The organism is Streptomyces iakyrus (genome assembly GCF_000717055.1).
Lineage (GTDB): Bacteria > Actinomycetota > Actinomycetes > Streptomycetales > Streptomycetaceae > Streptomyces > Streptomyces iakyrus.
Genome location: NZ_JNXI01000003.1, coordinates 284791 through 306972, shown reverse-complemented (window position 1 = coordinate 306972; position 22182 = coordinate 284791). Strand labels below are relative to the sequence as shown.

General features: G+C 71.7%; 20 protein-coding genes and 2 pseudogenes. 6 read left to right on the top strand and 16 right to left on the bottom strand.

The window, feature by feature from the left end:
* Positions 1 to 40: 40 nt before the first annotated feature.
* Positions 41 to 1471, top strand: a complete 1431-nt coding sequence (locus OO68_RS06425; protein WP_033307152.1) for an endo-1,4-beta-xylanase — start codon at positions 41 to 43, stop codon at positions 1469 to 1471.
* A 32-nt stretch (positions 1472 to 1503) separates the two neighbouring features.
* Positions 1504 to 2829, top strand: coding sequence for an RICIN domain-containing protein (locus tag OO68_RS06420; protein WP_051814502.1), 1326 nt, complete (start codon positions 1504 to 1506; stop codon positions 2827 to 2829).
* A gap of 60 nt (positions 2830 to 2889) precedes the next feature.
* Here OO68_RS06420 and adh read toward each other — a convergent pair whose 3' ends face one another.
* Entirely contained in the window at positions 2890 to 4407 is a 1518-nt protein-coding gene (gene adh / locus OO68_RS06415; protein ID WP_033307151.1) for an aldehyde dehydrogenase, read from the bottom strand.
* A gap of 98 nt (positions 4408 to 4505) precedes the next feature.
* A complete protein-coding gene (locus tag OO68_RS06410) occupies positions 4506 to 5729 on the bottom strand; it encodes a sigma-54-dependent transcriptional regulator family protein (RefSeq protein ID WP_033307150.1) in 1224 nt (407 codons plus the stop codon).
* A gap of 231 nt (positions 5730 to 5960) precedes the next feature.
* Between OO68_RS06410 and OO68_RS42980 the strand changes: the two genes are divergently transcribed.
* Positions 5961 to 6362, top strand: coding sequence for a hypothetical protein (locus OO68_RS42980; protein ID WP_051814500.1), 402 nt, complete (start codon positions 5961 to 5963; stop codon positions 6360 to 6362).
* Here OO68_RS42980 and OO68_RS06400 read toward each other — a convergent pair.
* The 7 genes from OO68_RS06400 to OO68_RS06370 form a co-directional block, all read right to left on the bottom strand.
* Entirely contained in the window at positions 6328 to 6816 is a 489-nt protein-coding gene (locus OO68_RS06400; RefSeq protein ID WP_033307149.1) for a hypothetical protein, read from the bottom strand. The genes OO68_RS42980 and OO68_RS06400 overlap by 35 nt on opposite strands.
* Before the next feature lie 282 nt (positions 6817 to 7098).
* On the bottom strand, positions 7099 to 8349 hold the full coding sequence (locus tag OO68_RS06395) for a glucarate dehydratase family protein (RefSeq protein WP_033307148.1): 1251 nt from the start codon (positions 8347 to 8349) through the stop codon (positions 7099 to 7101).
* Positions 8346 to 9254 carry a 5-dehydro-4-deoxyglucarate dehydratase gene (locus tag OO68_RS06390; protein WP_033307147.1) on the bottom strand — a complete coding sequence of 303 codons (909 nt, stop codon included), beginning with the start codon at positions 9252 to 9254 and terminating at the stop codon, positions 8346 to 8348. Before OO68_RS06390 ends, OO68_RS06395 begins: the two co-directional genes overlap by 4 nt.
* 24 nt (positions 9255 to 9278) lie before the next feature.
* The gene (locus tag OO68_RS06385) at positions 9279 to 10223 is read right to left on the bottom strand and encodes a carbohydrate ABC transporter permease (protein ID WP_033307146.1); all 945 of its coding nucleotides are present in this window, start codon (positions 10221 to 10223) and stop codon (positions 9279 to 9281) included.
* Entirely contained in the window at positions 10220 to 11131 is a 912-nt protein-coding gene (locus tag OO68_RS06380) for a carbohydrate ABC transporter permease (protein ID WP_033307145.1), read from the bottom strand. Before OO68_RS06380 ends, OO68_RS06385 begins: the two co-directional genes overlap by 4 nt.
* Entirely contained in the window at positions 11128 to 12480 is a 1353-nt protein-coding gene (locus OO68_RS06375; RefSeq protein WP_033307144.1) for a sugar ABC transporter substrate-binding protein, read from the bottom strand. Before OO68_RS06375 ends, OO68_RS06380 begins: the two co-directional genes overlap by 4 nt.
* 200 nt (positions 12481 to 12680) lie before the next feature.
* Positions 12681 to 13064 carry a DUF5997 family protein gene (locus tag OO68_RS06370; protein ID WP_209442550.1) on the bottom strand — a complete coding sequence of 128 codons (384 nt, stop codon included), beginning with the start codon at positions 13062 to 13064 and terminating at the stop codon, positions 12681 to 12683.
* Between the two features lie 58 nt (positions 13065 to 13122).
* Here OO68_RS06370 and OO68_RS06365 point away from each other — a divergent pair, with 58 nt between their 5' ends.
* Complete coding sequence (locus tag OO68_RS06365; protein ID WP_033307143.1) at positions 13123 to 13905, top strand: LysR family transcriptional regulator substrate-binding protein; 783 nt, start codon at positions 13123 to 13125, stop codon at positions 13903 to 13905.
* A 50-nt stretch (positions 13906 to 13955) separates the two neighbouring features.
* Here OO68_RS06365 and OO68_RS06360 read toward each other — a convergent pair whose 3' ends face one another.
* From OO68_RS06360 to OO68_RS06345, 4 genes and pseudogenes are all read right to left on the bottom strand, one after another.
* Positions 13956 to 14720, bottom strand: coding sequence for a DUF4142 domain-containing protein (locus OO68_RS06360; RefSeq protein ID WP_033307142.1), 765 nt, complete (start codon positions 14718 to 14720; stop codon positions 13956 to 13958).
* A 137-nt stretch (positions 14721 to 14857) separates the two neighbouring features.
* A pseudogene (locus OO68_RS06355) lies at positions 14858 to 15121 on the bottom strand (hypothetical protein); the annotation flags it as partial.
* A 102-nt stretch (positions 15122 to 15223) separates the two neighbouring features.
* A pseudogene (locus tag OO68_RS42155) lies at positions 15224 to 15911 on the bottom strand (HAD family hydrolase).
* A 19-nt stretch (positions 15912 to 15930) separates the two neighbouring features.
* Entirely contained in the window at positions 15931 to 16407 is a 477-nt protein-coding gene (locus OO68_RS06345) for an Lrp/AsnC family transcriptional regulator (protein ID WP_033307140.1), read from the bottom strand.
* Positions 16408 to 16605: 198 nt separating this feature from the next.
* Here OO68_RS06345 and OO68_RS06340 point away from each other — a divergent pair, with 198 nt between their 5' ends.
* Both OO68_RS06340 and OO68_RS06335 read left to right on the top strand, forming a co-directional pair.
* Complete coding sequence (locus OO68_RS06340; RefSeq protein ID WP_033307139.1) at positions 16606 to 18096, top strand: FUSC family protein; 1491 nt, start codon at positions 16606 to 16608, stop codon at positions 18094 to 18096.
* Positions 18097 to 18287: 191 nt separating this feature from the next.
* On the top strand, positions 18288 to 19313 hold the full coding sequence (locus OO68_RS06335) for a lactonase family protein (RefSeq protein WP_033307138.1): 1026 nt from the start codon (positions 18288 to 18290) through the stop codon (positions 19311 to 19313).
* A gap of 98 nt (positions 19314 to 19411) precedes the next feature.
* On the opposite strand, the gene OO68_RS06330 is transcribed toward OO68_RS06335, so the two are convergent.
* From OO68_RS06330 to OO68_RS06320, 3 genes are all read right to left on the bottom strand, one after another.
* Positions 19412 to 20335, bottom strand: a complete 924-nt coding sequence (locus OO68_RS06330) for a sirohydrochlorin chelatase (RefSeq protein WP_033307137.1) — start codon at positions 20333 to 20335, stop codon at positions 19412 to 19414.
* A 110-nt stretch (positions 20336 to 20445) separates the two neighbouring features.
* The gene (locus tag OO68_RS06325; RefSeq protein ID WP_033307136.1) at positions 20446 to 21432 is read right to left on the bottom strand and encodes an N-acetylglucosamine kinase; all 987 of its coding nucleotides are present in this window, start codon (positions 21430 to 21432) and stop codon (positions 20446 to 20448) included.
* Positions 21429 to 22106 (bottom strand): uracil-DNA glycosylase, encoded by a 678-nt coding sequence (locus OO68_RS06320; RefSeq protein ID WP_033307135.1) that lies wholly within the window; start codon positions 22104 to 22106, stop codon positions 21429 to 21431. The genes OO68_RS06325 and OO68_RS06320 overlap by 4 nt, the downstream gene beginning before the upstream one ends.
* Positions 22107 to 22182: the final 76 nt, after the last annotated feature.

The window sequence follows — 22182 nt, the reverse complement described above, 5'->3', positions numbered from 1 at the left end:
CGTGGCGGTCCCCCCTCATCTCTACTTTGGAGGCAGAGCCATGGGCTCGTACGCCCTTCCCGGACCGGCCATTCGCCGGAAGATCCGCGGCCTGCTGTTGGCGCTGGTCGTCGGCGTCCTCGGTGTGGTCACCGCACTGGTCGCGCCGCCGACCGCACACGCCGCGGAGAACACGCTCGGCGCCGCGGCGGCGCAGAGCGGCCGCTACTTCGGCACCGCCATCGCCTCGGGCAGGCTGGGCGACTCGGCGTACACGACGATCGCGAACCGCGAGTTCAACTCGGTCACGGCCGAGAACGAGATGAAGATCGACGCCACCGAACCCCAGCGGGGCCAGTTCAACTTCGCCGCCGGTGACCGCGTCTACAACTGGGCGGTGCAGAACGGCAAGCAGGTGCGCGGTCACACCCTGGCCTGGCACTCCCAGCAGCCCGGCTGGATGCAGGCCCTCAGCGGCAGCGCACTGCGCCAGGCGATGATCGGCCACATCAACGGAGTGATGGCCCACTACAAGGGCAAGATCGCCCAGTGGGACGTCGTGAACGAGGCGTTCGCCGACGGCAGTTCAGGAGCCCGGCGCGACTCCAACCTGCAGCGCACCGGCAACGACTGGATCGAGGTCGCCTTCCGCACCGCGCGCGCCGCCGACCCGGCCGCCAAGCTCTGCTACAACGACTACAACGTCGAGAACTGGACCTGGGCCAAGACCCAGGCCATGTACGCCATGGTCCGGGACTTCAAGCAGCGCGGCGTACCGATCGACTGCGTCGGCTTCCAGGCGCACTTCAACAACGACAGCCCGTACAACAGCAACTTCCGCACCACCCTGCAGAGCTTCGCGGCCCTCGGCGTCGACGTGGCCATCACCGAACTCGACATCCAGGGCGCCTCGGCCTCGACCTACGCCGCCGTGACCAACGACTGCCTGGCCGTCCCGCGCTGCCTGGGCATCACCGTCTGGGGTGTGCGCGACTCCGACTCCTGGCGACCGCAGCACACGCCCCTGCTGTTCAACAACAACGGCAGCAAGAAGCCCGCCTACACCGCAGTCCTCAACGCCCTCAACGGCGGTTCCTCCACGCCCTCTCCGGGTTCCGGACAGATCAAGGGCACCGGGTCGGGCCGCTGTCTGGACGTCCCCGGCGCCAGCACCACCGACGGCACCCAGCTCCAGCTGTGGGACTGCCACAGCGGCACCAACCAGCAGTGGACGTACACATCCGCCGGTGAACTCAGGGTCTACGGCAACAAGTGCCTGGACGCCGCCGGCACCGGCAACGGCACCAAGGTCCAGATCTACAGCTGCTGGGGCGGCGACAACCAGAAGTGGCGCCTCAACTCCGACGGATCCGTCGTCGGCGTCCAGTCCGGCCTCTGTCTCGACGCCGTCGCGGGCGGCACCGCCAACGGCACCCTGATCCAGCTCTCCTCCTGCTCGAACAGCAGCAACCAGCGCTGGACCCGCACGTGACAAGGCCGGCCCGCCAACGAAAGGGGACATCGATGACCTGGTGGTCCCGGGTTGCCGCCGTGGTGGCGGCGACCCTCGCCATCGGCATGCTCACCGCGGTGGATCCGCCGCCCGCCCAGGCGGCGACGGTGGACACCAATGCCTGGTACGTCCTCGTCAATCGCAACAGCGGCAAGGCGCTGGACGTCTCCGGCACGTCCACCGCCGACGGCGCGCGGGTCAGCCAGTGGGCGCGCACCGACGGAGCCAACCAGCAGTGGCAGTTCGTGGACTCGGGCGGTGGCTTCTACCGCCTCAAGGCCCGGCATTCGGGCAAGGTTCTCGACGTGGCCGGCGCCTCGACCGCAGACGGTGCCGCGATCCAGCAGTGGGCCGACCACAACGGGGCCAACCAGCAGTTCCGCCTGGCCGACTCCGACGGAGGCCACGTCCGGCTGGTCAACCGCACCAGCAGCAAGGCGGTAGAGGTGCAGGGCGCCTCCACCGCCGACGGCGGCAACGTCGTCCAGTACACCGACTGGGGCGGCGCCAACCAGCAATGGCAGTTGGTCAAGCTGTCGTCCGGTGGCGGCGGATGCGGCAGCGCCCCGACTCTGACGAGCGGTACGCACACGATCCAGAGCGGCGGCAAGAGCCGCAGCTTCATCCTCAGGGTCCCCGCCAACTACGACAGCAGCCACCGCTACCGGCTGGTCTTCGCGTTCCACTGGCGGGGCGGAACCGCCGGTGACGTCGCCTCGGGCGGCACGAGCGGGAACGCCTGGTCCTACTACGGCCAGCAGGAACAGTCGAACAACACCGCGATCCTCGTCGCCCCCCAGGGCCTCGGCAACGGCTGGGCCAATGCGGGCGGTGAGGACGTCACCTTCGTCGACGACATGATCCGGCGCATCGAGGGCGGCCTCTGTGTCAACCCGGCACAGCGTTTCGCCACCGGATTCAGCTGGGGCGGCGGCATGAGCTACGCACTCGCGTGCAGCCGGGCGAACGTCTTCAGGGCCGTCGCCGTCATCTCCGGCGCTCAGATCAGCGGGTGCAGTGGTGGCACTCAGCCCATCGCCTACTTCGGAATCCACGGCATCAGCGACAACGTCCTCGGCATCGGGCAAGGAAGGTCCCTGCGCGACAAGTTCGTCAGCAACAACGGCTGCACCGCCCAAAGCCCGCGCGAGCCCGCCCCGGGCAGCCGAACGCACATCACGACCACCTACTCGGGCTGCCGTGCCGGATACCCGGTTCAGTGGGCCGCGTTCGACGGAGGCCACATACCCGGCCCGGTCGACGGCTCGCCCAACGAAAGCGGCGTCACCACCTGGACCAAGGCGGAGATCTGGAGGTTCTTCGCACAGTTCCAGTGACACACCGTCCGCACCATGGAGTGGAGCCGGGATCATCCGGCTCCACTCCGTCGGCGCGCGTCAGAAAAAGCCCAGCTTCTTCGCCGAGTACGAGACCAGCAGATTCTTCGTCTGCTGGTAATGGTCGAGCATCATCTTGTGCGTCTCGCGCCCCATCCCCGACTTCTTGTAGCCGCCGAACGCGGCGTGCGCCGGGTACGCGTGGTAGCAGTTGGTCCACACCCGGCCCGCCTTGATCTCGCGGCCCAGGCGGTAGGCCGTATTGCCGTCGCGGGTCCAGACGCCCGCGCCGAGGCCGTACAGCGTGTCGTTGGCGATCTTCAGGGCCTCGTCGACCGAGTCGTACGTCGTGACCGAGACGACCGGGCCGAAGATCTCCTCCTGGAAGATCCGCATGTCGTTGGTGCCGCGGAAGATGGTCGGCTCGATGTAGTAGCCGCCCTCCAGACCGGGCACCGCGCGGGGGTTGCCGCCCGTGACGAGCTCCGCGCCCTCCTTCCTGCCGATGTCGAGGTAGGAGAGGATCTTCTCGTACTGGTCGTTGCTCGCCTGCGCGCCGATCATGGTCGCCGGGTCCAGCGGGTCGCCGCCGACGATGGCCCGGGTGCGTTCGACGCAGCGGGCCATGAAGTCGTCGTAGATCGACGAGGGGATGAGCGCGCGGGACGGGCAGGTGCAGACCTCGCCCTGGTTGAGGGCGAACATCACGAAGCCCTCGACCGCCTTGTCCAGGAAGTCGTCGTCGGCCGCCATGACGTCGGGCAGGAAGATGTTGGGGCTCTTGCCGCCCAGCTCCAGGGTGACGGGGATGATGTTCTCGCTCGCGTACTGCATGATCAGGCGGCCGGTGGTGGTCTCGCCGGTGAATGCCACCTTCGCCACCCGCGGACTGGACGCCAGCGGCTTGCCCGCCTCCACGCCGAAGCCGTTGACGACGTTGACCACGCCCGGCGGCAGCAGGTCGGCGATCAGGTCGATGACGTAGAGCAGGCTGACCGGGGTCTGCTCGGCCGGTTTGATGACGACGCAGTTGCCCGCGGCCAGCGCCGGGGCGAGCTTCCACGTGGCCATGAGAACGGGGAAGTTCCACGGGATGATCTGACCGACCACGCCCAGCGGTTCGTGGAAGTGGTACGCGACGGTGTCGGCGTCGATCTCCGCGATGCTGCCCTCCTGCGCGCGGACGACTCCGGCGAAGTACCGGAAGTGGTCCACGGCCAGCGGGATGTCGGCGGCCAGGGTCTCGCGGACCGGCTTGCCGTTCTCCCACGTCTCGGCTACCGCGATCTTCTCCAGGTTCTGCTCGATGCGGTCCGCGATCCGGTTCAGGATGTTCGCGCGTTCCGTCGTCGACGTGCGGCCCCACCGGTCGGCCGCCCGGTGCGCGGCGTCCAGGGCCAGGTCGACATCGGCCGCGGTGGAACGGGCGGCCTCGCAGAAGACCTTGCCGGTCACGGGCGTCGGGTTCTCGAAGTAGCGGCCCTCGACGGGCGCGGTCCAGTCGCCGTCGATGAAGTTGTCGTAGCGGCGGGCGAAGGTGACGATGCTGCCTTCGGTTCCTGGCTGCGCGTACACCATGGCGGCTCTCCTCGGTGAAGGGCGGTGCGGGACGTTGCGACGTCCCTCACTGTGCTCCCGGGAGGTTGGCGCAAGGTTGGCGCCGCGGGACGCGGACGTCAGTCGCGCAGGGACGCCGTCAGCCGGCCCCTCGCGATCGCGCGGCGCGTGTCGTCCGGGCCGAGCAGCCGCAGCGCGTGCTCGTGGACCCCGGCGTCGTACGGGGCCCGTTCGCCGTAGCGCAGGGCGTGCTCCGGGCGCGTGCTCGCCAGCACGGCCTCGCGTACCGCGACTTCGAGCCGCGTGCGCCATTCCTCGATGCCGGGGGCCTCGGAGCGGGGCAGGAGGGGGCCGCCCCAGCGGCGCAGCGCAGTGTCCGTGTCACCCTGCTCCAGCGCGCGCAGGACATCGGAGGCGTCGCAGGACACCGGCGCGGTGAGGGCGTAGTGGCGGGGTGATATCGCACCGCCCAGCGCCCGGCGCAGGTGGGAGATCTCCGCCTTGAAGGTGGAGGACGTGACCGGCCGGTCGCCGTACAGGGCCGCCCGCAGCCGTTCCGGTGAGAAGCCCTCGGGTTCGAGGGCGAGGAGAGTGAGGATCTCCAGCTGGCGGGGGCGCAGGGGGAGCGGCCGCCCCTCGTGCACGGCCTGTTCGGAGCCCAGGCACGTGAGCCGCAGCCGGCCCGGGCGGGGCGCCTCCGTGGTCAGGCGGGCCTCGATCGTCGACACCAGGCTGCGGACGGTGGACATGGCCAGGGGGTGCGAGCGGTCCCAGGTCGTGGACAGGTCCAGCACGCCGAGGACGCGGCCGTCGCGGCCGTGCACGGGGGCGCAGTAGCAGACCCAGCCGTGCAGGGCGGACACCAGGTGCTCGGCCGAGAAGACGGAGCTGGGGCGGCCGGTGCGCAGGGCGAGGGAGAGCGCGTTGGTGCCCATGGCCTGCTCGTCCCAGCGGCCGCCCGGCGCGAAGTTGACCTGCTCGGCACGGCGGCGCATGGTCGGGCCGCCGCAGGTCCACAGGATGGTGCCGGCCTCGTCGGTGACCGCGGTGACGAACCCGGCGTCCTCGGCGATGCTGTGCAGTTCCCCGGCGAGGGCGGAGACCGGCCGGTACAGCGGTGAGGACCTCCAGCGCTGGTGCACCCGGCCGCCGTCGGTGACCGGGGCGCTGTCCCGGCCCGGGTCCACACTGCCCAGCGAACGCGCCCAGGACTCGGTCACCTCGTGGCGCAGTGCGGCGGTGCCGCCGGGCCGCGCGCCCGGGACGCTCAGCCGCGGCACCCAGCGGGACCACTCGTGCTCCAGCACGGCCCTGCGCTGCTTGAGGTCAGGGCGCTGTGACATGGCCTCTCCCTGCCGTCGTACCGGTTTCTCGGCGTGAGGTCAGTGTTACCGGATGCGCCCGCCCCGGTCGAGAATTCCGCCGGACCCGGGTCACCTGTTCTGAACGGGCGACCGCCTGACTGGATGTTTGTCCGGTGCCCGGGTGCCGCCGTCCGGGTGACGGGTTCACTCGACCCGACGGACGGGGTCCGGTCCGCGTACCACCGGTGTGCGGCGCCGCGTTCCCCTGGCATGGACAGCACGGAGACGGCGCGGCGCCTTCCCGGGAACGACGCCACGCCCCGCTCGTACGCCGAACTCACCGCCGGATACGCGGGACATCCGCCGATCTACGCGGCCCTGGTCGCCGAGTGGGAGGCGCGCGGCCACACGGTCCCGGAGCACCGCGACGGCCAGTGGGTCTCCTTCGCCGCGCCGGCCGAGAGCGAGACCTGGACCGCCGTCACCTCGTGGACCGCCGGCCGGCACATGGGCCCGGTCGTCCCCGCGGCTCCTCACCCCCCTGCCGGCCGGAACCCCGCAGGGGCCGCCCCCGGTGGCACCCGCCCTGCCTCCGGCCGTCACCCGGGGCCGGCGGGGTTCTCTGCCGGAGCCCGTCTCACCAGCCGTCCGGCACCGCCGGCTCCGCGCTGACCGGCGCCAGCACCGCGAGGGTTCCGCTGGCCTCCCGCAGCGCCGATTCGAGCGTGCCCGGGGTGTGCAGCGCGCCGGTTCCATCCGGCGGGACGAGCCACTCCAGACGGCCGGCGGGCCGGTACGGCGGCGGCACGGCGACCCAGGAGCCCCGGCCGACGTGCCGCACGCCGAAGCCGACCCATTCGCTGACCGGGTCGGGCGGCAGGAAGAACCCCACTCTGCGGGCCGCGCAGTCCACCAGGGTGGGGCCGGGCACCTTCAGCGGATCGCGCCACAGGATGTCCAACGCGAGGAGGCCGAGCCGGTCGGGGACGCTGAGCACGTCCCAGTACCGCCCGGCCTCCACGAGCACCGTTCCCGCGCCGTAGTCCCACTCCCGCTTGCACTCCTGGGGGTCCGTGGCGGCCGCGGCGAGCCACTCGACGGCTTGCTTCCACATGACGCTCTGCATGGCCACCCCAGCACAGTCGGCGGCGCCGCGGTCCGGCGCGCACTGGACACGGGCCGGTGACCCGCGGGTTCCGCGTGCCGCCCGGCCGTAGCCATGCTCGTAGATATTTCTACGGCCCGGAAGGGGTGGCGTGGTCTGGCGTTTGGGTCGGGCACGTCCCGGTCGAAAGGGGGCACCTGTAGGTGCCGTCCCGTAAGGCCGCGATCAACTTCGTGCTTCCGTCGGCGCGCTGAAGGAGGCCAACCAGCCGGTGTCCGCCGCCGTCTGCCGCCACCACGGCTGTCACCAGCGGGGGAGCTTCAGCTCGTACTCCGGCTGGAACCGCCGCATGTAGCCGGTGTCGTCCCGGCTGCGCATCCCGGAGTCGACGTACCTCCGGTGCAGTCGCTCCAGCCGGTCGTGGTCGAGCTCGACACCCAGCCCCGGGCCGGTGGGCACCCTGACCTCGCCGTCGCACAGCTCCAGTACGCCGGGGACGATCACGTCGTCCGCCGAGTTCCAGGGGTAGTGCGTGTCGCACGAGTGGTCGAGGTTGGGGATGGCCGCGGCGACATGGGTCATCGCGGCGAGGCTGATGCCCAGGTGGGAGTTGGAGTGCATCGACAGGGCGAGCCCGAACGCCTCGCACACGGCGGCCAGTTCACGGGTGCGGCGCAGCCCGCCCCAGTAGTGGTGGTCGGTGAGCAGTACCTGGATGGCGTTGTGCTCCACTGCCGGTTTCAGATGCTCCCATGCGATCACGCACATGTTGGTCGCGAGCGGCATGGGGGAGTCCTTCGCCACCTGGGCCATGCCCTCGATGCCCTTGGTGGGGTCCTCCAAGTACTCCAGGACACCCTCGAGTTCCCGGGCGACGTACTTCGACGTCCCGACCGTCCACGCCACGTTCGGGTCCAGCCGCAGCGGCTGCCCGGGGAAGGCGTCCGCCAGAGCCCTCATCGCCGCGATCTCCTCGTCGGGCGGGAAGACGCCGCCCTTGAGTTTGAACGACCGGAAGCCGTACCGCTCCTGCATCAGCCGGGCCTGCTCGACGATGCCGGCCGGGCCGAGGGCCTCGCCCCAGTCGTCGCCGATCGCCGCACGGCCGTCGAGCGCGGGGTGCTCGGCCCACTTGTAGAAGAGGTACGCGGCGAACGGCACCGCGTCCCTGACCTTGCCGCCCAGCAGGTCGCTGACCGGACGGCCGAGCAGCTTGCCCTGCGCGTCCAGGCAGGCCACCTCGACCGCAGAGGTGGTCCAGCCGCGCTCGTGGGAGCTCGGCACGGCCGGCAGCAGCGCCGCGTCGATCGCGGCGGACACGGCGGTGGTGTCGAAGACGTCCATGCCGACGACGGCCTTCGCGGCGGCGTGCAGCCGCTCCAGCCGCGCCGCCCCGCCCGGCGACTCCCCGAGACCCACCGTGCCGTCCTCCAGGACCAGTTGGAGGATGATCCGCAGGGCGAGCGGCTCGTGCACGCCGTTGGAGTTGAGCAGCGGCGGGTCGCCGAAGGCGATCGGGGTGACGATGAGCTCGCGGATGCGCGTAGAGCTCATGCGGCGGCCACCTCCAGTCCGTGGTCGAGGAGTTTCGAGAGCCGGGCGAGATGCTCCGGTGTCGGATCGAGCAGCGGCGCCCGTACGCCGCCGACGTCCAGGCCGCGCAGGGTCACCCCGGCCTTGACGAGCGACACGGCGTACCCGGGGACCTCGTCGCGCAGGGCGACCAGCGGGCCGTAGAACTCGTCGAGGAGCCGGGAGACCAGGGCGTCGTCGTCCTCGGCGAGCGCCCGGTGGAAGGCCAGGGCGATCTCCGGGGCGAAGGCGAACACGGCCGAGGAGTACAGCTCCACGCCGACGCCCCGGTAGGCGGGCGCGGTCATCTCGGCGGTGGGCAGGCCGTTGAAGAACTGGAAGTCCTCCGTGCCCCGCACGGCACGCACCGCGCGGACGATCCGGTGCATCCGTTCGATGTCCCCGATGCCGTCCTTGAGGCCGACGACCCCGGGCAGGGCGGCGATCTCGGCGGCCGTCCGAGCGGTGAGCCGGGCGGTGCCCCGCTGGTAGAAGACGACGGGCAGGTCCGTGGCCGTGGTGACCTCCTCGACGTACCGCACGAGGCCCTGCTGCGGGGCGCTGACGAGGTAGGGCGGCAGCAGCAGGATGCCGTCGGCGCCGGCGCGTTCGACGCGGGCGGCCTGGTCGCGGGCGACCGGTGTGGGGCCGCCGGCCGCGGCGAGGACCGGCACGCGTCCGGCCGTGGTCTCGACGGCGACCCGGGCGGCCCGTTCGATCTCCTCGGCCGACAACGCGTGGAACTCACCGGTGCCGCAGGCGACGAACACACCTCCCGCGCCCGCGGCGACCCCCGACTCGATGTGCTGGGCCAGCCGCTCCTCGTCCAGTGAACCGTCCGCCGCGAACGGCGTGACCGGGAAGAACAGCACTCCGTGGAACTTCATGTCTCCCTCATACGTGGGGGGTCGTCAGCCCTTGGTGGCACCGGCGGCGATGCCGGTGACCAGCGAGCGCTGGAGGAGCAGATAGACGATCAGGCTGGGGACGAGGGCGATGACCGCACCGGCCAGCACCACCCCGGAGCCGACCTCGGGGTCGGTGCGCAGGATGGACAGGGCGACGGTGACCGTGTAGTCGGTGGGGTCCTTGGCGGCGATCAGGGGCAGCAGGTACTGGTCCCAGATCATGATGAAGCCGAGCACCCCGGCGACACCGAGCGCGGGCTTGCACAGCGGCAGGATGACCTGCCACAGCATCCGCAGCTCGCCGACGCCGTCGATGCGGGCGGCCTCCTCGATCTCGGCGGGGATGTCCTTCATGAACTCCGTCAGCAGCATCACGGAGAAGCCCCAGGCGCCGAGCGGCAGGATCACGCCCCAGACGGTGCCCTTCAGATCGACGCCGACCACGGGCACATGCCCGAGGACCAGGGACAGCGGGATGGCGATGACCTCCTCCGGAAGCATCATCGTCAGCATGAACAGGGTCAGGATCAGCGCCTGCCCGCGGAACTTGTGCCGGGCCAGGGCATACGCGGCCAGCGTGCACACGGCGAGCTGGAGCAGCAGTCCGCCGCCCGCGATGACCAGGGAGTTGCCGAAGTAGTCCCAGATGCCGCGCTCGCCCGCCACCTGGAAGTTCAGCAGGGTCGGGTGGTGGGGGAGGAACGACAGGGTCGAACCGCTGGCCTTCTCGCTGAAGGAGCCGGAGAAGATCGTCAGGAACGGTGCCGCGAAGACGCCCAGGGCGAGCACACAGAGCAGGACGCGCAGGGCCCAGGCGGGGCCCGGCCGGTCGCTCCAGCCGAGGGCGGTGTCGAAGCGGGCGGGGGTGGTGCGCCGCTGCCCGGCGGACTTCCGCGCGGGAGTGGTGCTCACCGGAGTCCGGACGGGGTCGATGGCGGGGGCGCTCATCGCACGTCTCCCCTCTTGCGGAGGTAGTTGACCGTGACGGTGAGCAGCAGCGTCACGCAGAGCAGGACCACGGAGGCGGCGGAGGCGCCGCCGATGTCGTTGCGGGTGAAGCCGAGGGTGTAGGCGCGGGTCATCCACACGTCGGTGGAGCCGGCCGGGCCGCCGCCGGTGAGGACGTACACCTCGGTGAAGACGCGCAGTCCGCGGATGGCGGCGAGGGTGAGGACGATGCCCAGGGCGGGCCGGATCGCCGGCAGGGTGATGTGCCGCAGCCGCTGCCACAGCGAGACGCCGTCCATCGCGGCGGCCTCGTACAGCGACCGGTCCACGCCCGCCAGCCCGGCGAGGATGATCACCATGTTGTACGGGGCGAGCATCCAGATGCCCATGGCCATCGTCGCCCACAGCGCGGTGTCGGGGTTGTCGAGGTAGGGCACGGGTCCGAGCCCCAGGAGCCCCAGACCGCTGTTGATCAGGCCGTCGGAGGTCGGGTAGTACATCAGCCGCCACATCTCGCCGACCACCGCGGTGGCGGTGACGACGGGCAGGAACACGGCGGTGCGGACGAACTTCAGGGAGCGGGCCTGGCCCTCCAGCAGCAGCGCAAGCGCGGAGCCGACGACGATCCCGCCGAGGGACATGCCGATGCCGAGGACCAGGGTGTGGCCGATGGCGTCCTGGAAGCGGTGGTCGGTCAGGACCCGCGTGTAGTTGTCGAGGCCGACCCACTTGTCACCGAGGAAGGGCCGTACGTCGAAGAAGCTGAGCCAGACGCCCTTGCCCATCGGCAGGAACTTGAAGACGAGGGCCAGCAGCAGCCCCGGGGCGAGGAACAGCCAGGGCAGTACGGCCTTCTTGCTGATGATCCGGGCTCTGCGCGGCCCGGGTGTCGTCACGGTCGCGGTCATTTCAACAGGTCCTGGTCCTTGAGGTCACCGGCGAGGGTGTCGTTGAGTTCCTTCAGGCCGGAGCCGACGTCGCTGCCGCAGTAGGTGAAGATCGCGTTGAGCGCGTCGGCGGTGTCCTGCTTGATCGGGGCGAAGTCCGGAGCGTTGGGGAACTGCACGGAGGCGGTCTCGTACGCCTTCTGCACCACGCTCCAGCGGGGGTCGTGGCGCACCTTTGCTGCGTCGAGCGTGGAGTTGACCGGGATGCGTACGACGGGCTGGTGGTCGCCGGTCATGGCGAGTTCCTGGCCCTCGGGGGAGACGAGGAACGCGGCGAGCGTCTGCTCCTGCTTCGCCTTGCCGGTCCTGGCGCCGAAGTAGATGTTCTCGCCGTCGGCCAGCACGTCGTTGTTGCCGGCCGGGCCCGATGGGGCCGGCAGCACCTCGTACTTGTCCTTGCCGAGCGCCTTGTCGAACGTGGAGATGTTGTACGGGCCGGTGAGGTACATCCCGGCGTTGCCGTCCTGGAAGTTGGTGGTGTTCGCGGTGACGGAGGTCAGGGCGCTGGGCTGGATGACACCGTTGTCGCCGCAGAAGAGGTTCTTCTTCATCCAGGTGACGGTGCGCACGGCGGCCGCCGAGTCCATGGCGGGCCGGTAGCCCGGCCCCTCCTTCCGGAGGATCTGCACACCGCCCTGCCACAGGAAGCTGGCGCCCCACCAGGCGACGTAGCCGTTCTGTGCGCTGCCCGGGACGACCATGCCGTAGGTGTTCTTCCTGCCGTCCCCGTCGGGGTCGCGGGTGGCGAAGGCCTTGGCGAGGGCGAGGGTGTCCTGCCACGTCTTCGGCTGCGGCAGGCCGAGCTTCTCGCGCCAGTCCTTGCGGACGAACAGGGTCATGGCCTGCCGGGAGTACGGGATGCCGTAGTGCCTGCCGTCGAGGCCGACCGTGGACGACCAGGACTTGGCGGTGATCTCGTCGTGTCCGGAAATCGAGGCCGGGGTGATCGGCTTGAGCAGGCCCTGGGCCTGGTAGCTGCCCATCAGTGCCGTGTCGTTGATCATGACGTCCGGCAGGTCCTTGACGGACGCGCGGCTCTGCAGCTGCTGGTCGAAGTTCATGACCGGCTGGTAGTCGATCTTGATGCCGGTCTTCTTCGTGAAGGCGGCGAACACGCGGTCATAGGTCTGGGCGGACTCCGGGTCGCTCCGGGTCCACACCTCCAGGGTGTTCGGGTCACCGGCCCGGGCGCTGCCGGCGCCGGGGCCGCAGGCGGCCGTTCCGAACAGGAGCCCCGAGACGGCGAAGGTGGCAGCCAGGCGGTGCACGCGGCGGAGCCGCATGGCGATACAGCGTCGGCGATCCCGCATGGATGGTTCTCCGTTCATATTCGTGAACCCGCTTCACGAATCTAAATGATCGGCCAAGCTACGGATCGCTTCAACGCCATGTCAAGACATGGCCTAAAGATTTCACCGACACCACACGGGGCCCGGGAACACCGAGGAAAAGGCGACGGCCCCCACCGGGTCATCCGGTGGGGGCCGTCCGAAAAGGAGGGGTACTCAGGTCAGGCCTGGCGCTCGGCGTTCTTCTTCTTGATCCGCTCCGCCTCCTTGCGGACCTCCGCCTGGGTGGCGCGTTCCCGCTCCAGCCACTCGGGGCCTTCCTTCTTCAGGGCCTCGATCTGCTCGGTGGTGAGGGGCTCGGTGACGCCGGCGCGCGCGAGGCCCGCGATGGAGACGCCGAGCTTCGCGGCGACGACCGGCCGGGGGTGCGGGCCGTTGCGCCGCAGTTCCTGGAGCCACTGCGGCGGGTTCGCCTGGAGCTCGTTCAGCTCGGCGCGCGAGACGACACCCTCCCGGAAATCGGCGGGGGTGGCCTCGAGGTACACACCCAGCTTCTTCGCCGCGGTCGCGGGCTTCATCGTCTGGGTGTTCTGGTGCGACGTCATGGATCCCAGGGTAACGAGCACGTGCACGACCCCTGACCACGGCCGGTAACCTGGCGAGGTGACAGGCTCGGATGCAACCCCCTCGTTCCGGCTCGCCTACGTTCCCGGGGTGATGCCCGACAAGTGGGTGCGCATCTGGAACGAGCGGCAGCCCGGTGTCCCGCTGACCCTCACCCAGGTGCCCGCCGGGGCCGCGGCCGAGCGACTCCTGGGCGGGGACGCCGACGCGGGTCTCGTCCGGACACCCGTGGACCGCTCGGTCTTCAGCGCGATCCCCCTCTACACCGAGCAGACCGTCGTCGTGGTGCCCAAGGACCACCTGGTCACCGCCGTCGACGAGGTGGCTCCGGAGGACCTGGCCGACGACATCGTGCTGCATCCCCTCGACGACGTCCTCGACTGGGAGAGCCTGCCCGGGAGGCCCGCCCTGGAGCGCCCCGCGACCACCGCCGACGCCGTCGAACTCGTCGCGGCGGGTATCGGCGTCCTCGTCGTCCCGCTCTCGCTCGCCCGCCTGCATCACCGCAAGGACCTCACCCACCGGCCCCTCACGGACGCCCCGGAGTCGAGCGTGGCCCTGGCCTGGCCCGAAGACGCGAAGACGGACCAGGTCGAGGACTTCATCGGCATCGTCCGCGGCCGCACGGTCAACAGCACCCGGGGCCGTCAGCAGCCCCTGGCGCGGGGCGAGTCCGCGAACGCGGACCGGGGCGGCGCCCGACGGAAGCCGGCGCCCGGAAGATCGGCGGCCGGGAAGTCCGCCGGGGCGAAGCGCACCGGGAAGAGCGGGCGCGGCGCCCCCCAGAACGACCGCCGCGGCAAGCCCCGCCGCCGTTCATAGGACCGGGGGCCGCGAACGAACCGCGACCCCCCCAGAACGTCGTACCTGGCTCAGCCGGCCGACGGAGACGGCGCAGGCGCCCCGTAGGACGGATTGGGGGCGACCGTCTGGAAATCCTTCAGCTCTTCGGGGATGGGCAGCACGCGGACCGGCGCGCCCTGCTGCGGCGGCGGCGGTGTCGTCTGCTCCTGGGGCAGCTTGGGCGGGGCGGTGATCTGGAAGCTGACCTGCTCCTGATTGATCAGGCCGGTCTTCTCCAGGACCGTGATGTGGTCGAGAACGGTGTCGTTGGTCGTGTCGGCGAGTTCCCGCACGAGGCTGTTCCGGGTGGTCGCCCGGATCTTGGCGATCGTCGGGAAGATGCCTCCGTGCGCGACGCGCATGATCGTCACCGCCGTGGACTCGAACTCCTTGCCCGTGCTGCCCTCGGCCGTCGCCACGAACTGCTGCTGCTGAGGTGACGCCTCGTTCGGCAGGGTGATGCCCAGGTCCGTGGCGATTTTGCGGCAGCCCGCGTCCAGCCGGCCGTGGCCCACGAGCAGATGCTTGGAGACCTCCTGCATCTCCGGCGACGTGCTCCGCTCCTTGATCATCTGTCCGAGCGGGTACTCCCACAGTCCGGCCGCGCGTACGCGCACCACGAAGTCGCGGTCCGCCTCGGTCAGCGGACCCCACTGGGTGTTGGCGATGATGCGGTCCTGGCCGGAAGCCGCGTTCTCCACGCCCAGCATGCTCGGGTAGGCGAGCGCGGTCAGCGTAAGGACCAACGCGCCGCCCACGAACGCGGTTCCTGCCGTGCTGCGCGAGATGCGCATCGTGCCTCCTGGGATATGAACGGCCCAACACCAAGAGGTACGGATGCCAGGGGCGAAACAATCATCCCTGCCGCAAAAAAGTTCGGCCGGGTGCGGCGTCCGCTCGAACGCCGCACCCGGCCCGGCCCGTCAGGCACTCAGGGCCGGTACGAAGCCGCCTCCGCCGTCGCCACCACCTTGTCCGCGTCCGCCCTGCTCAGTAACCCGTCCGACACCCATGCGTCCGCCGTGGTCCGCACCCGCGCCACCAGCGCCCCCTGGTTCCAAAAGGGCGCCCCCTCCCAGATCTCGTCCAGCAGCGTGGTGCCGCCGGACTTCGCCGGATTGGCGACGCCCGCGTCCCGGCCGCCGAACACGACCCTCGGTTCCGTGCGCCGGAAGTAGGCGTGCGTCGGGTCCTCGAGGAGCGCAGCCCGGGTGCGGCCGGTTTCGGGTGATTGAGCAACCGCTGGTCAGCGTCTCGACGAGCCCGGCGGGAGAGCGTCGTACGGCTGCCCGCGGAGCTACCCCGCCCGGCACAGCCAGTCGAACGCCGCATGTGCCGTGAACTCCTTCTGGCCGCCCCGCAGCAGCAGGCCGGCGGTCGTGAACTCCGGTGCGTCCACCTGGGCCGCCACGTACGGGATCGCGATGCACCGCATGCCGGCCGCGTGCGCGGCGGCGGCACCCGGAGCGGCGTCCTCCAGGACGACACAGTCGGACGGGGTCGCGCCGAGCCTGCGGGCCGCCTCCATGAAGACGTCGGGGGCCGGCTTTCCGTGCGGGACCTCGTCGGCGGAGACCACGGTGTGCAGCTGTGCGTCCAGTCCGGTTCCGGTCAGCACCGCGGCGATGGCCTCCGGGGACGAGCCCGAGGCCACGGCCATGGGCACGCCCTCGGCCGCCAGCAGTTCGACGAACGTGCGCATCTCGGGGTAGGCACTGGTGGCGCTGCGGGCCAGTTCCAGATAGCGGCGGTTCTTGGTGGCGAGCAGTTCGTCCACCGAGGCGGTCAGGTCGTAGCGGGCCTTTCCAGTCGGCGACCATCTCCTGCGTACTGATGCCGACGTACCGCTCGTGGTCCGCCCAGGTGAAGTCCGCTACGCCGTACGCGGCGAGCGTCTGGCGGCCCGCCTCGTAGTAGTTCGGCTCGCTGTCCACGAGTGTTCCGTCGAGATCGAAGATGACCGATATTCCGCGGAGCTTGCTCATGGGGCCATGCTCTCAAAGATCATCCGCGAACCGACCGCCCGATCGACTCCACCAGCGGCAGCATCCGGTGGGACACGCGCTCGCGCAGCGCGACCTCGGTACGGGTGCGCACCACCCCGGGCATGCTGATCAGCTTCTGGACGACGTCCTCCAGGTGCGCGTTGTCCCGCGCCACCACCCGGGCCAGCAGATCCCCGCCGCCCGTGATCGAGAACGCCTCGACGATCTCCGGCACGGCCGCCAGCGCGTCGCCCACCTCGTCGAGATGGCCCTGGGTGACCTCGATGTGCACGAACGCCAGCACCGGATGCCCGAGCGCGGCGGGGGAGAGGGCCGGTGCCGTGCCGGTGATCACGCCGTCGCGCTCCAGCCGGTCCAGCCGGGCCTGCAGCGTGCCCCGGGCGACGCCCAGGATCCGGGCGTACTCGCGCACGCTCGTGCGCGGCTGCTCCAGCAGCAGCCTCAGGATGCGGGTGTCGAGCTCGTCCACGGGCATGGGGCGACCTCCTCGTCCGTTGGCTCTGCCGCGGCCGCCTCCCGGCCGCTCCACCTGTACCAATGGACCAGTCTAGAAGGAGCCGGTTGAGCCAGTGGCCCCCGGGGTGCTGATATAGGTGCGTCGATGGCGCTGCGGATCCCGCGGCGCCTTTTTCATGCGTACTCATGGCCGGTGGTGCGAAAGGGGCGGTAAGCGGTGCTGAAGAGGGTGTTCATGGCTCCGGATCCAGGGCGGACGCGTTTGCGGTTCGCCGCGCGAGCCGTGCTCGGCATCGCGCTCGCGGTGGCCCTGTGCGGCCTCGCCGGGCACTCCCTCACGGGTACCGTCACCGGCGGTCTCGCCGCCCTGCTCGCCCTGTTCACCGTCACCGACGCGACGGTCCGCGGCCAGGCCGTCACGACCGCGCTGCTGCCCGCCGTCGGCCTGCCCGTCCTCACCGCCGCGGCCGAGCTGCACGACCACCCGGTGGCGCGGGACCTCACGTTCCTCGCCGTGGTCGGCGCGGGCGTGTACGCGCGGCGCTGGGGTCCGCGCGGGCACAGCCTCGGCGTGTTCGCGTTCATGACCTTCTTCGTGGCGCAGTTCCTGCACGCCACCACCGACCAGTTGCCCCAGCTGTACGCCGCGGTCCTGCTGTCCGTCCTCGCCGCCGCAGCGGTGCGCTTCGGCCTGTGGTGCTACGAGCGGCGCCTGCCCCCGCCCGCCGTGCCCGCGCCGCCGGGCGGCACCGGTCTGGCCCGGGTCACCACCCGCCAGGCGGTCCAGGCGACCGCCGGAGCCGGCTTCGCCCTCGTCGTGGGCCAGCTGGTGTCCGGGCAGCGCTGGTACTGGGCTGTCGGCGCTACCTGGTGGATCTTCGTCAACACCACCTCGCGCGGCGAGACCCTGGTCCGCGGCTTCCGGCGGCTGCTCGGCACGGTCATCGGCATCGGCCTCGGCCTGCTCGTGGCCATGCCCGTGCACGGCGATCCCGCCGTCACGGCCGCCCTCGCCGCTGTCTGCGTCTTCGGCATCTTCTACACGGCCGCCCTGTCCTACACGTGGATGATGCTCTGGGTCACCCTCCTCGCCGGACTGCTCTACGGCCTCCTGGGCGTGCTCGGCCCGGACCTGCTCGCCCTGCGGCTCGCCGAGACCGGTGTCGGGGCGCTCGGCGCCGCCCTCGCCGTGATCCTCGTCCTGCCCGTCACCACCCACAGCATCACCGACGCCTGGATCCGGCGGGCCCTGCGTTGTGTGCACGCCTGCGCCGTCGAGACCGCCCGCCGGCTCGCGGGTGCGGCCGACGCCGACCCCGCCCCGCGGGTGGCGGAGCTGGAGCAGCTCCTCGCCCGGGTACGGCTCTCCGTCGCCCCGCTCGTGCACCCGCTGAACCCGATGCTCGGCCGCAAGCGCCGGGCCCGGCACGTCCTGGACCTCCTCGACGACTGCGCCCGGGAGATCCGCGGCCTGGTCGCCGTCGCCGCCGACCCGGAGGCCTCCCACGACACCCGCCTGGCCACGGCCTGCCGCCGGGTCGAGGCGGCCGTCGAAGCCCTCACCGAGGGCAGGGACATCGCGGTCCACACGGACGGACTGCCTGACGCGGGACCCGCCCTGGCCCACGTGCACGGCCTGGAACGAGCCTTGACCGAACTGGCCCGCCCCCTGCGCACGCCCTCGGGCTCGCCTCTGGTGGGGGCTTGACGGGGTAACTGAGGGCTCCGAGGAGCTGACCCGGCTGCGGGAGCAGGGGGGCTGGGCCGCGCCGACCGGGCCCCGCGTACCCCCGGGCGGGCCGGGCCCGACCGGCCGAACCACCCCTTGACCGCCTGGTCTAGACCTTGCATGATCGGCTGCGCGGTTCTTCCGGACGGCGCAGGCGAGAGGGGACAGCGGTGGCGGACGGCAGGCGACGGGCGTTCATCGGGTCGTTCACGGCGGCCGGCGGCCCCGGGATCGTGACCGCGCAGGCCGACCCCGGCACCGGCGCGCTGACCGTGCTGAGCAGCGTGCAAGCCGTCCCGGACCCCTCCTACCTGGCCCTCGCCCGAGACGGGGAGACGCTGTACGCGGTCAGTGAGACGGCCGAGGGTACGGTGGCCGCCTACCGGGTGTCCGGGGACAAGCCCGAGCCGGCCGGGCGGCCCGTGCCGGTCGGCGGCAGCGGACCGACCCACCTCAGCCTGTTCGCGGGGCACGTCCTGACCGCCAACTACGGCTCCGGCAGTGTCACCGCGGTCCCCGTCCGCCCCGACGGCACCCTCGCGCGGTCCGCTTCCGGCGTGCTCCGGCACACCGGTGCCGGGCCGCACACGCCCCGCCAGCAGGGGCCGCACGCCCACCAGGTGCAGCCCGACCCGAGCGGCCGGTGGGCCGTCAGCGTGGACCTCGGCACGGACTCGGTGCGCGTGTGCACGCTGGTGGACGGGGCTCTCGCCCTGTACCGGGAGACCGCCCTGCGCCCCGGCTCGGGGCCGCGCCACCTGGCCTTCCACCCGGACGGCGCGTACGCCTACGTCGTCAACGAACTGAGCCCCTCCGTGACCGTGTGCCGCTGGGACGCGGCGGAAGGCGTCCTGACGCCGCTGTCCGAGACCCCGGTCCTGCCCGGCGCACCGGCGCGCGACGCCTACCCCTCCGGCATCGTCACCTCGCCCGACGGACGCTTCGTGTGGACCGCCACCCGCGGCGAGGACGTCCTGTCCGTGCTCGCCGTGCAGGGCGACGAGCTGCGGCTCGTCACCACGGTGCACTGCGGCGGCCACTGGCCCCGCGCCCTGGCCGCCTGCGACGGCTTCCTCTACGTCGCCAACGAGCGCTCCGGCGACGTGACCTGGTTCGCGGTCGACCCGCTCACGGGCGTCCCGCGACGAGGCGGCTCGATCAGGGTGCCGGCGGCGTCCTGCGTGGCCCTCGCCTGAGCCGGAGTCACCCCACCCCACCGGACAACCGCCCCCGACGGCGAAGGCCCCCTCCGAACCGGAGCGGGCCTTCACCGTGTTGCGCGCGGTGCCCCGCGTCAGCGCACCGGCGTGCTCTGCGCCTGCTGCGGCGCGATGCCCAGCGCCGTCGTGTACTTGGCCAGGGCGAGCTTGCCGATCGCCGGGTACGCGCCGAGCGACTCGGCGGCGGAGCAGCCCGCCTCCTTCGCGGCCTCCTCGATCAGGCCCTGCTCGATCTCCGGGCCGATCAGATACGGCGCGAGCGCCAACTGCTGCGAGCCGGAGGAGCGCAGCTGCTCGGCGACGGACGCGATGGAGCCCTCCTGGTCCAGGGCCGCGGCCATCACCGGCACGGCGAGGCGCGCGGCCAGCAGCATGCCCGTGATCCCTGCCGCCTGCACGGCCTCGTCACCGCCCACGGACGCCAGGACGATGCCGTCCGCGGCGGTCGCCACGGTGAACAGCCGTGCACGGTCCGCACGGGCCAGACCGGCCTCGGACAGCCGCACGTGCAGCGCCTCGGCGAGCAGCGGGTGCGGGCCGAGGACGTCGGTCAGCTCGGCGGCGACCCGGCTCTCCATGAGGGCCTGGCGGACCTGGCGCAGCAGTGCGCTGTCCGGGCCGGCGAGCAGCGGGACGACGACGGCGACGGGGCCGTCGGGCATCTTGACGTCCATGCCGGCGGCACGGGCCTGTTCGAAGCGGGCCGTGCGCTCCTCGGCGGCGTGCACGAGCACGGCCTGCAGCGTGGGGAACTCCGCGTTGTCCCCGTCGAGGTATCCGATGCGGGCGTCGAGGCCGGGCAGCTCGGAGCGGGCGATGCTCACGACCTCTTCGGCGAGGCTGCGCGTGGCGCTACTGGGCGTCCCCGGCACGGCGAGGACGAGCGCCGGCGCGCCCTCGGGAGCAACCAGCGGCTCGGGACGGCGGTGCCGTCCGGGCTGGCGGGGGCGCGGCATTCGTACGGGCAGGCCATCCGCGGGCCCAGTGGGGGAACTCATGGCGCCGCATGTTACTGGCTTCTTGGGTTCCCCTGTTCGGGGAGGGTGCAGGTGAGCGGTATCCATCCTGTTTTGTCTGATGTGTTACATGCCGATGGGATGTGATCGGATCAATCACCCGACCGGGTGGTCACGGACAGCAGGGTCCCGTCACCCGGCAGCGTGAGCGAACCCGTGCTCAGGTCCGTCGCGATGCGCACCGAGCCGTGCAGCGGATCGCCCTCGGCCGGCACCCGCCGAACCCGAGGGAGCCGCCGCGTCAGCTCCTCGTCCAGCGGCCCGAGCAGCGGGTCGCCCAGTTTGAACAGGCCTCCGGTGACGGCGACACGCGGCTCTCCGCCCGAGGGGCACACGGCCGCGGCGGAGTCGGCCATGTGCCGGGCCGCTTCCCGCAGGATGCCCGCGGCGACGGGGTCCTCGCCGGCGCAGGCGGCCACGCCGGGTGCGAAGGAGGCGAGTACGGCGGGCCGGTCGGGGCGGGGATACAGCGCGCAGGGCAGCCCGGCGACGGGCCCGAACACCTCCTCGGCGCGGGCCAGCAGCGGGGCCGAGCCACCCTCGCGCCCGTCGTGGGCGCGCAGCGCGGCCTCCAGACCGGCCCGCCCGATCCAGGCGCCGCTCCCGCAGTCGCCGAGCAGATGCCCCCAGCCGTCCGCACGCCGCCAGCCGGTCAGGTCGGTGCCCACGGCGATCAGTCCCGTGCCGCCGGCGATCACGGCACCGGGCCGCGGCCCGAGCGCGCCCACGTAGGCGGTCACGGCGTCGGCGGCCAGGGCGACCCTGCGCACGCCCCACTCCCGGGCCAGTGCGCCGGGCAGTTCGGCGCGCAGCCCGGCACCCAGGGAGGCCAGCCCGGCCGCGCCGACGGCGACGGCGGTCAACGGCACCGCTCCCGCATCGGCGGTCAAGGCGCGCACCAGCGGCACGAGTTGCGCCATGAAGTGCCCGGGATCGATGCCCCGGTCACCGGTGCGGACCGGCTCACCGGACGCCCGCCGGGCCAGCGGTCCCCGCTCGGCGGTCCCCAGCACGGCCCGGAGCCCGGAGCCGCCGGAGTCCACGGCGAGGAACCCGGACTCCTCCGACGCCCCGCTCACGGCAGACGCCAGTCCACCGGTTGGCCGCCCTGGCGGATCAGCAGGTCGTTGGCCCGGCTGAACGGACGGGAGCCGAAGAAGCCGCGGTCGGCCGACATGGGGGAGGGGTGGGCGGACTCGACGGAGGGCAGGTCGCCCAGGAGCGGACGCAGATTGCGGGCGTCACGGCCCCACAGGATGGACACCAGCGGCTTGCCACGCGCCGCCAGGGCCCGGATGGCCTGCTCCGTGACCTCCTCCCAGCCCTTGCCGCGGTGGGCGGCGGGCTTGCGCGGGGCGGTGGTCAGGGCCCTGTTGAGCAGCAGCACGCCCTGCTGCGTCCACGGTGTGAGGTCACCGTTGGACGGCTGGGGGAGCCCCAGGTCGGCGTGCAGCTCGCGGTAGATGTTGATGAGGCTGCCGGGCAGCGGCCGCACCTCGGGCGCGACCGAGAACGACAGCCCCACCGCGTGCCCCGGAGTGGGGTACGGGTCCTGACCGACGATCAGGACCCGCACGTCGTCGAAGGGCTGCTGGAAGGCCCGCAGGACGTTCGGCCCGGCCGGGAGGTAGGTGCGTCCCGCGGCGATCTCCGCGCGGAGGAAGTCCCCCATCGCGGCGACGCGTTCAGCCACCGGTTCCAGGGCCTTCGCCCAGCCCGCTTCGACGATTTCATGCAAGGGTCGTGGTGCCACGGGCGTCACCCTACTGCCGTACGGGCAGCGGCGATCAACCGGTGGCCAACGCCTGTGCGCACCTTCGCCCCCCTGC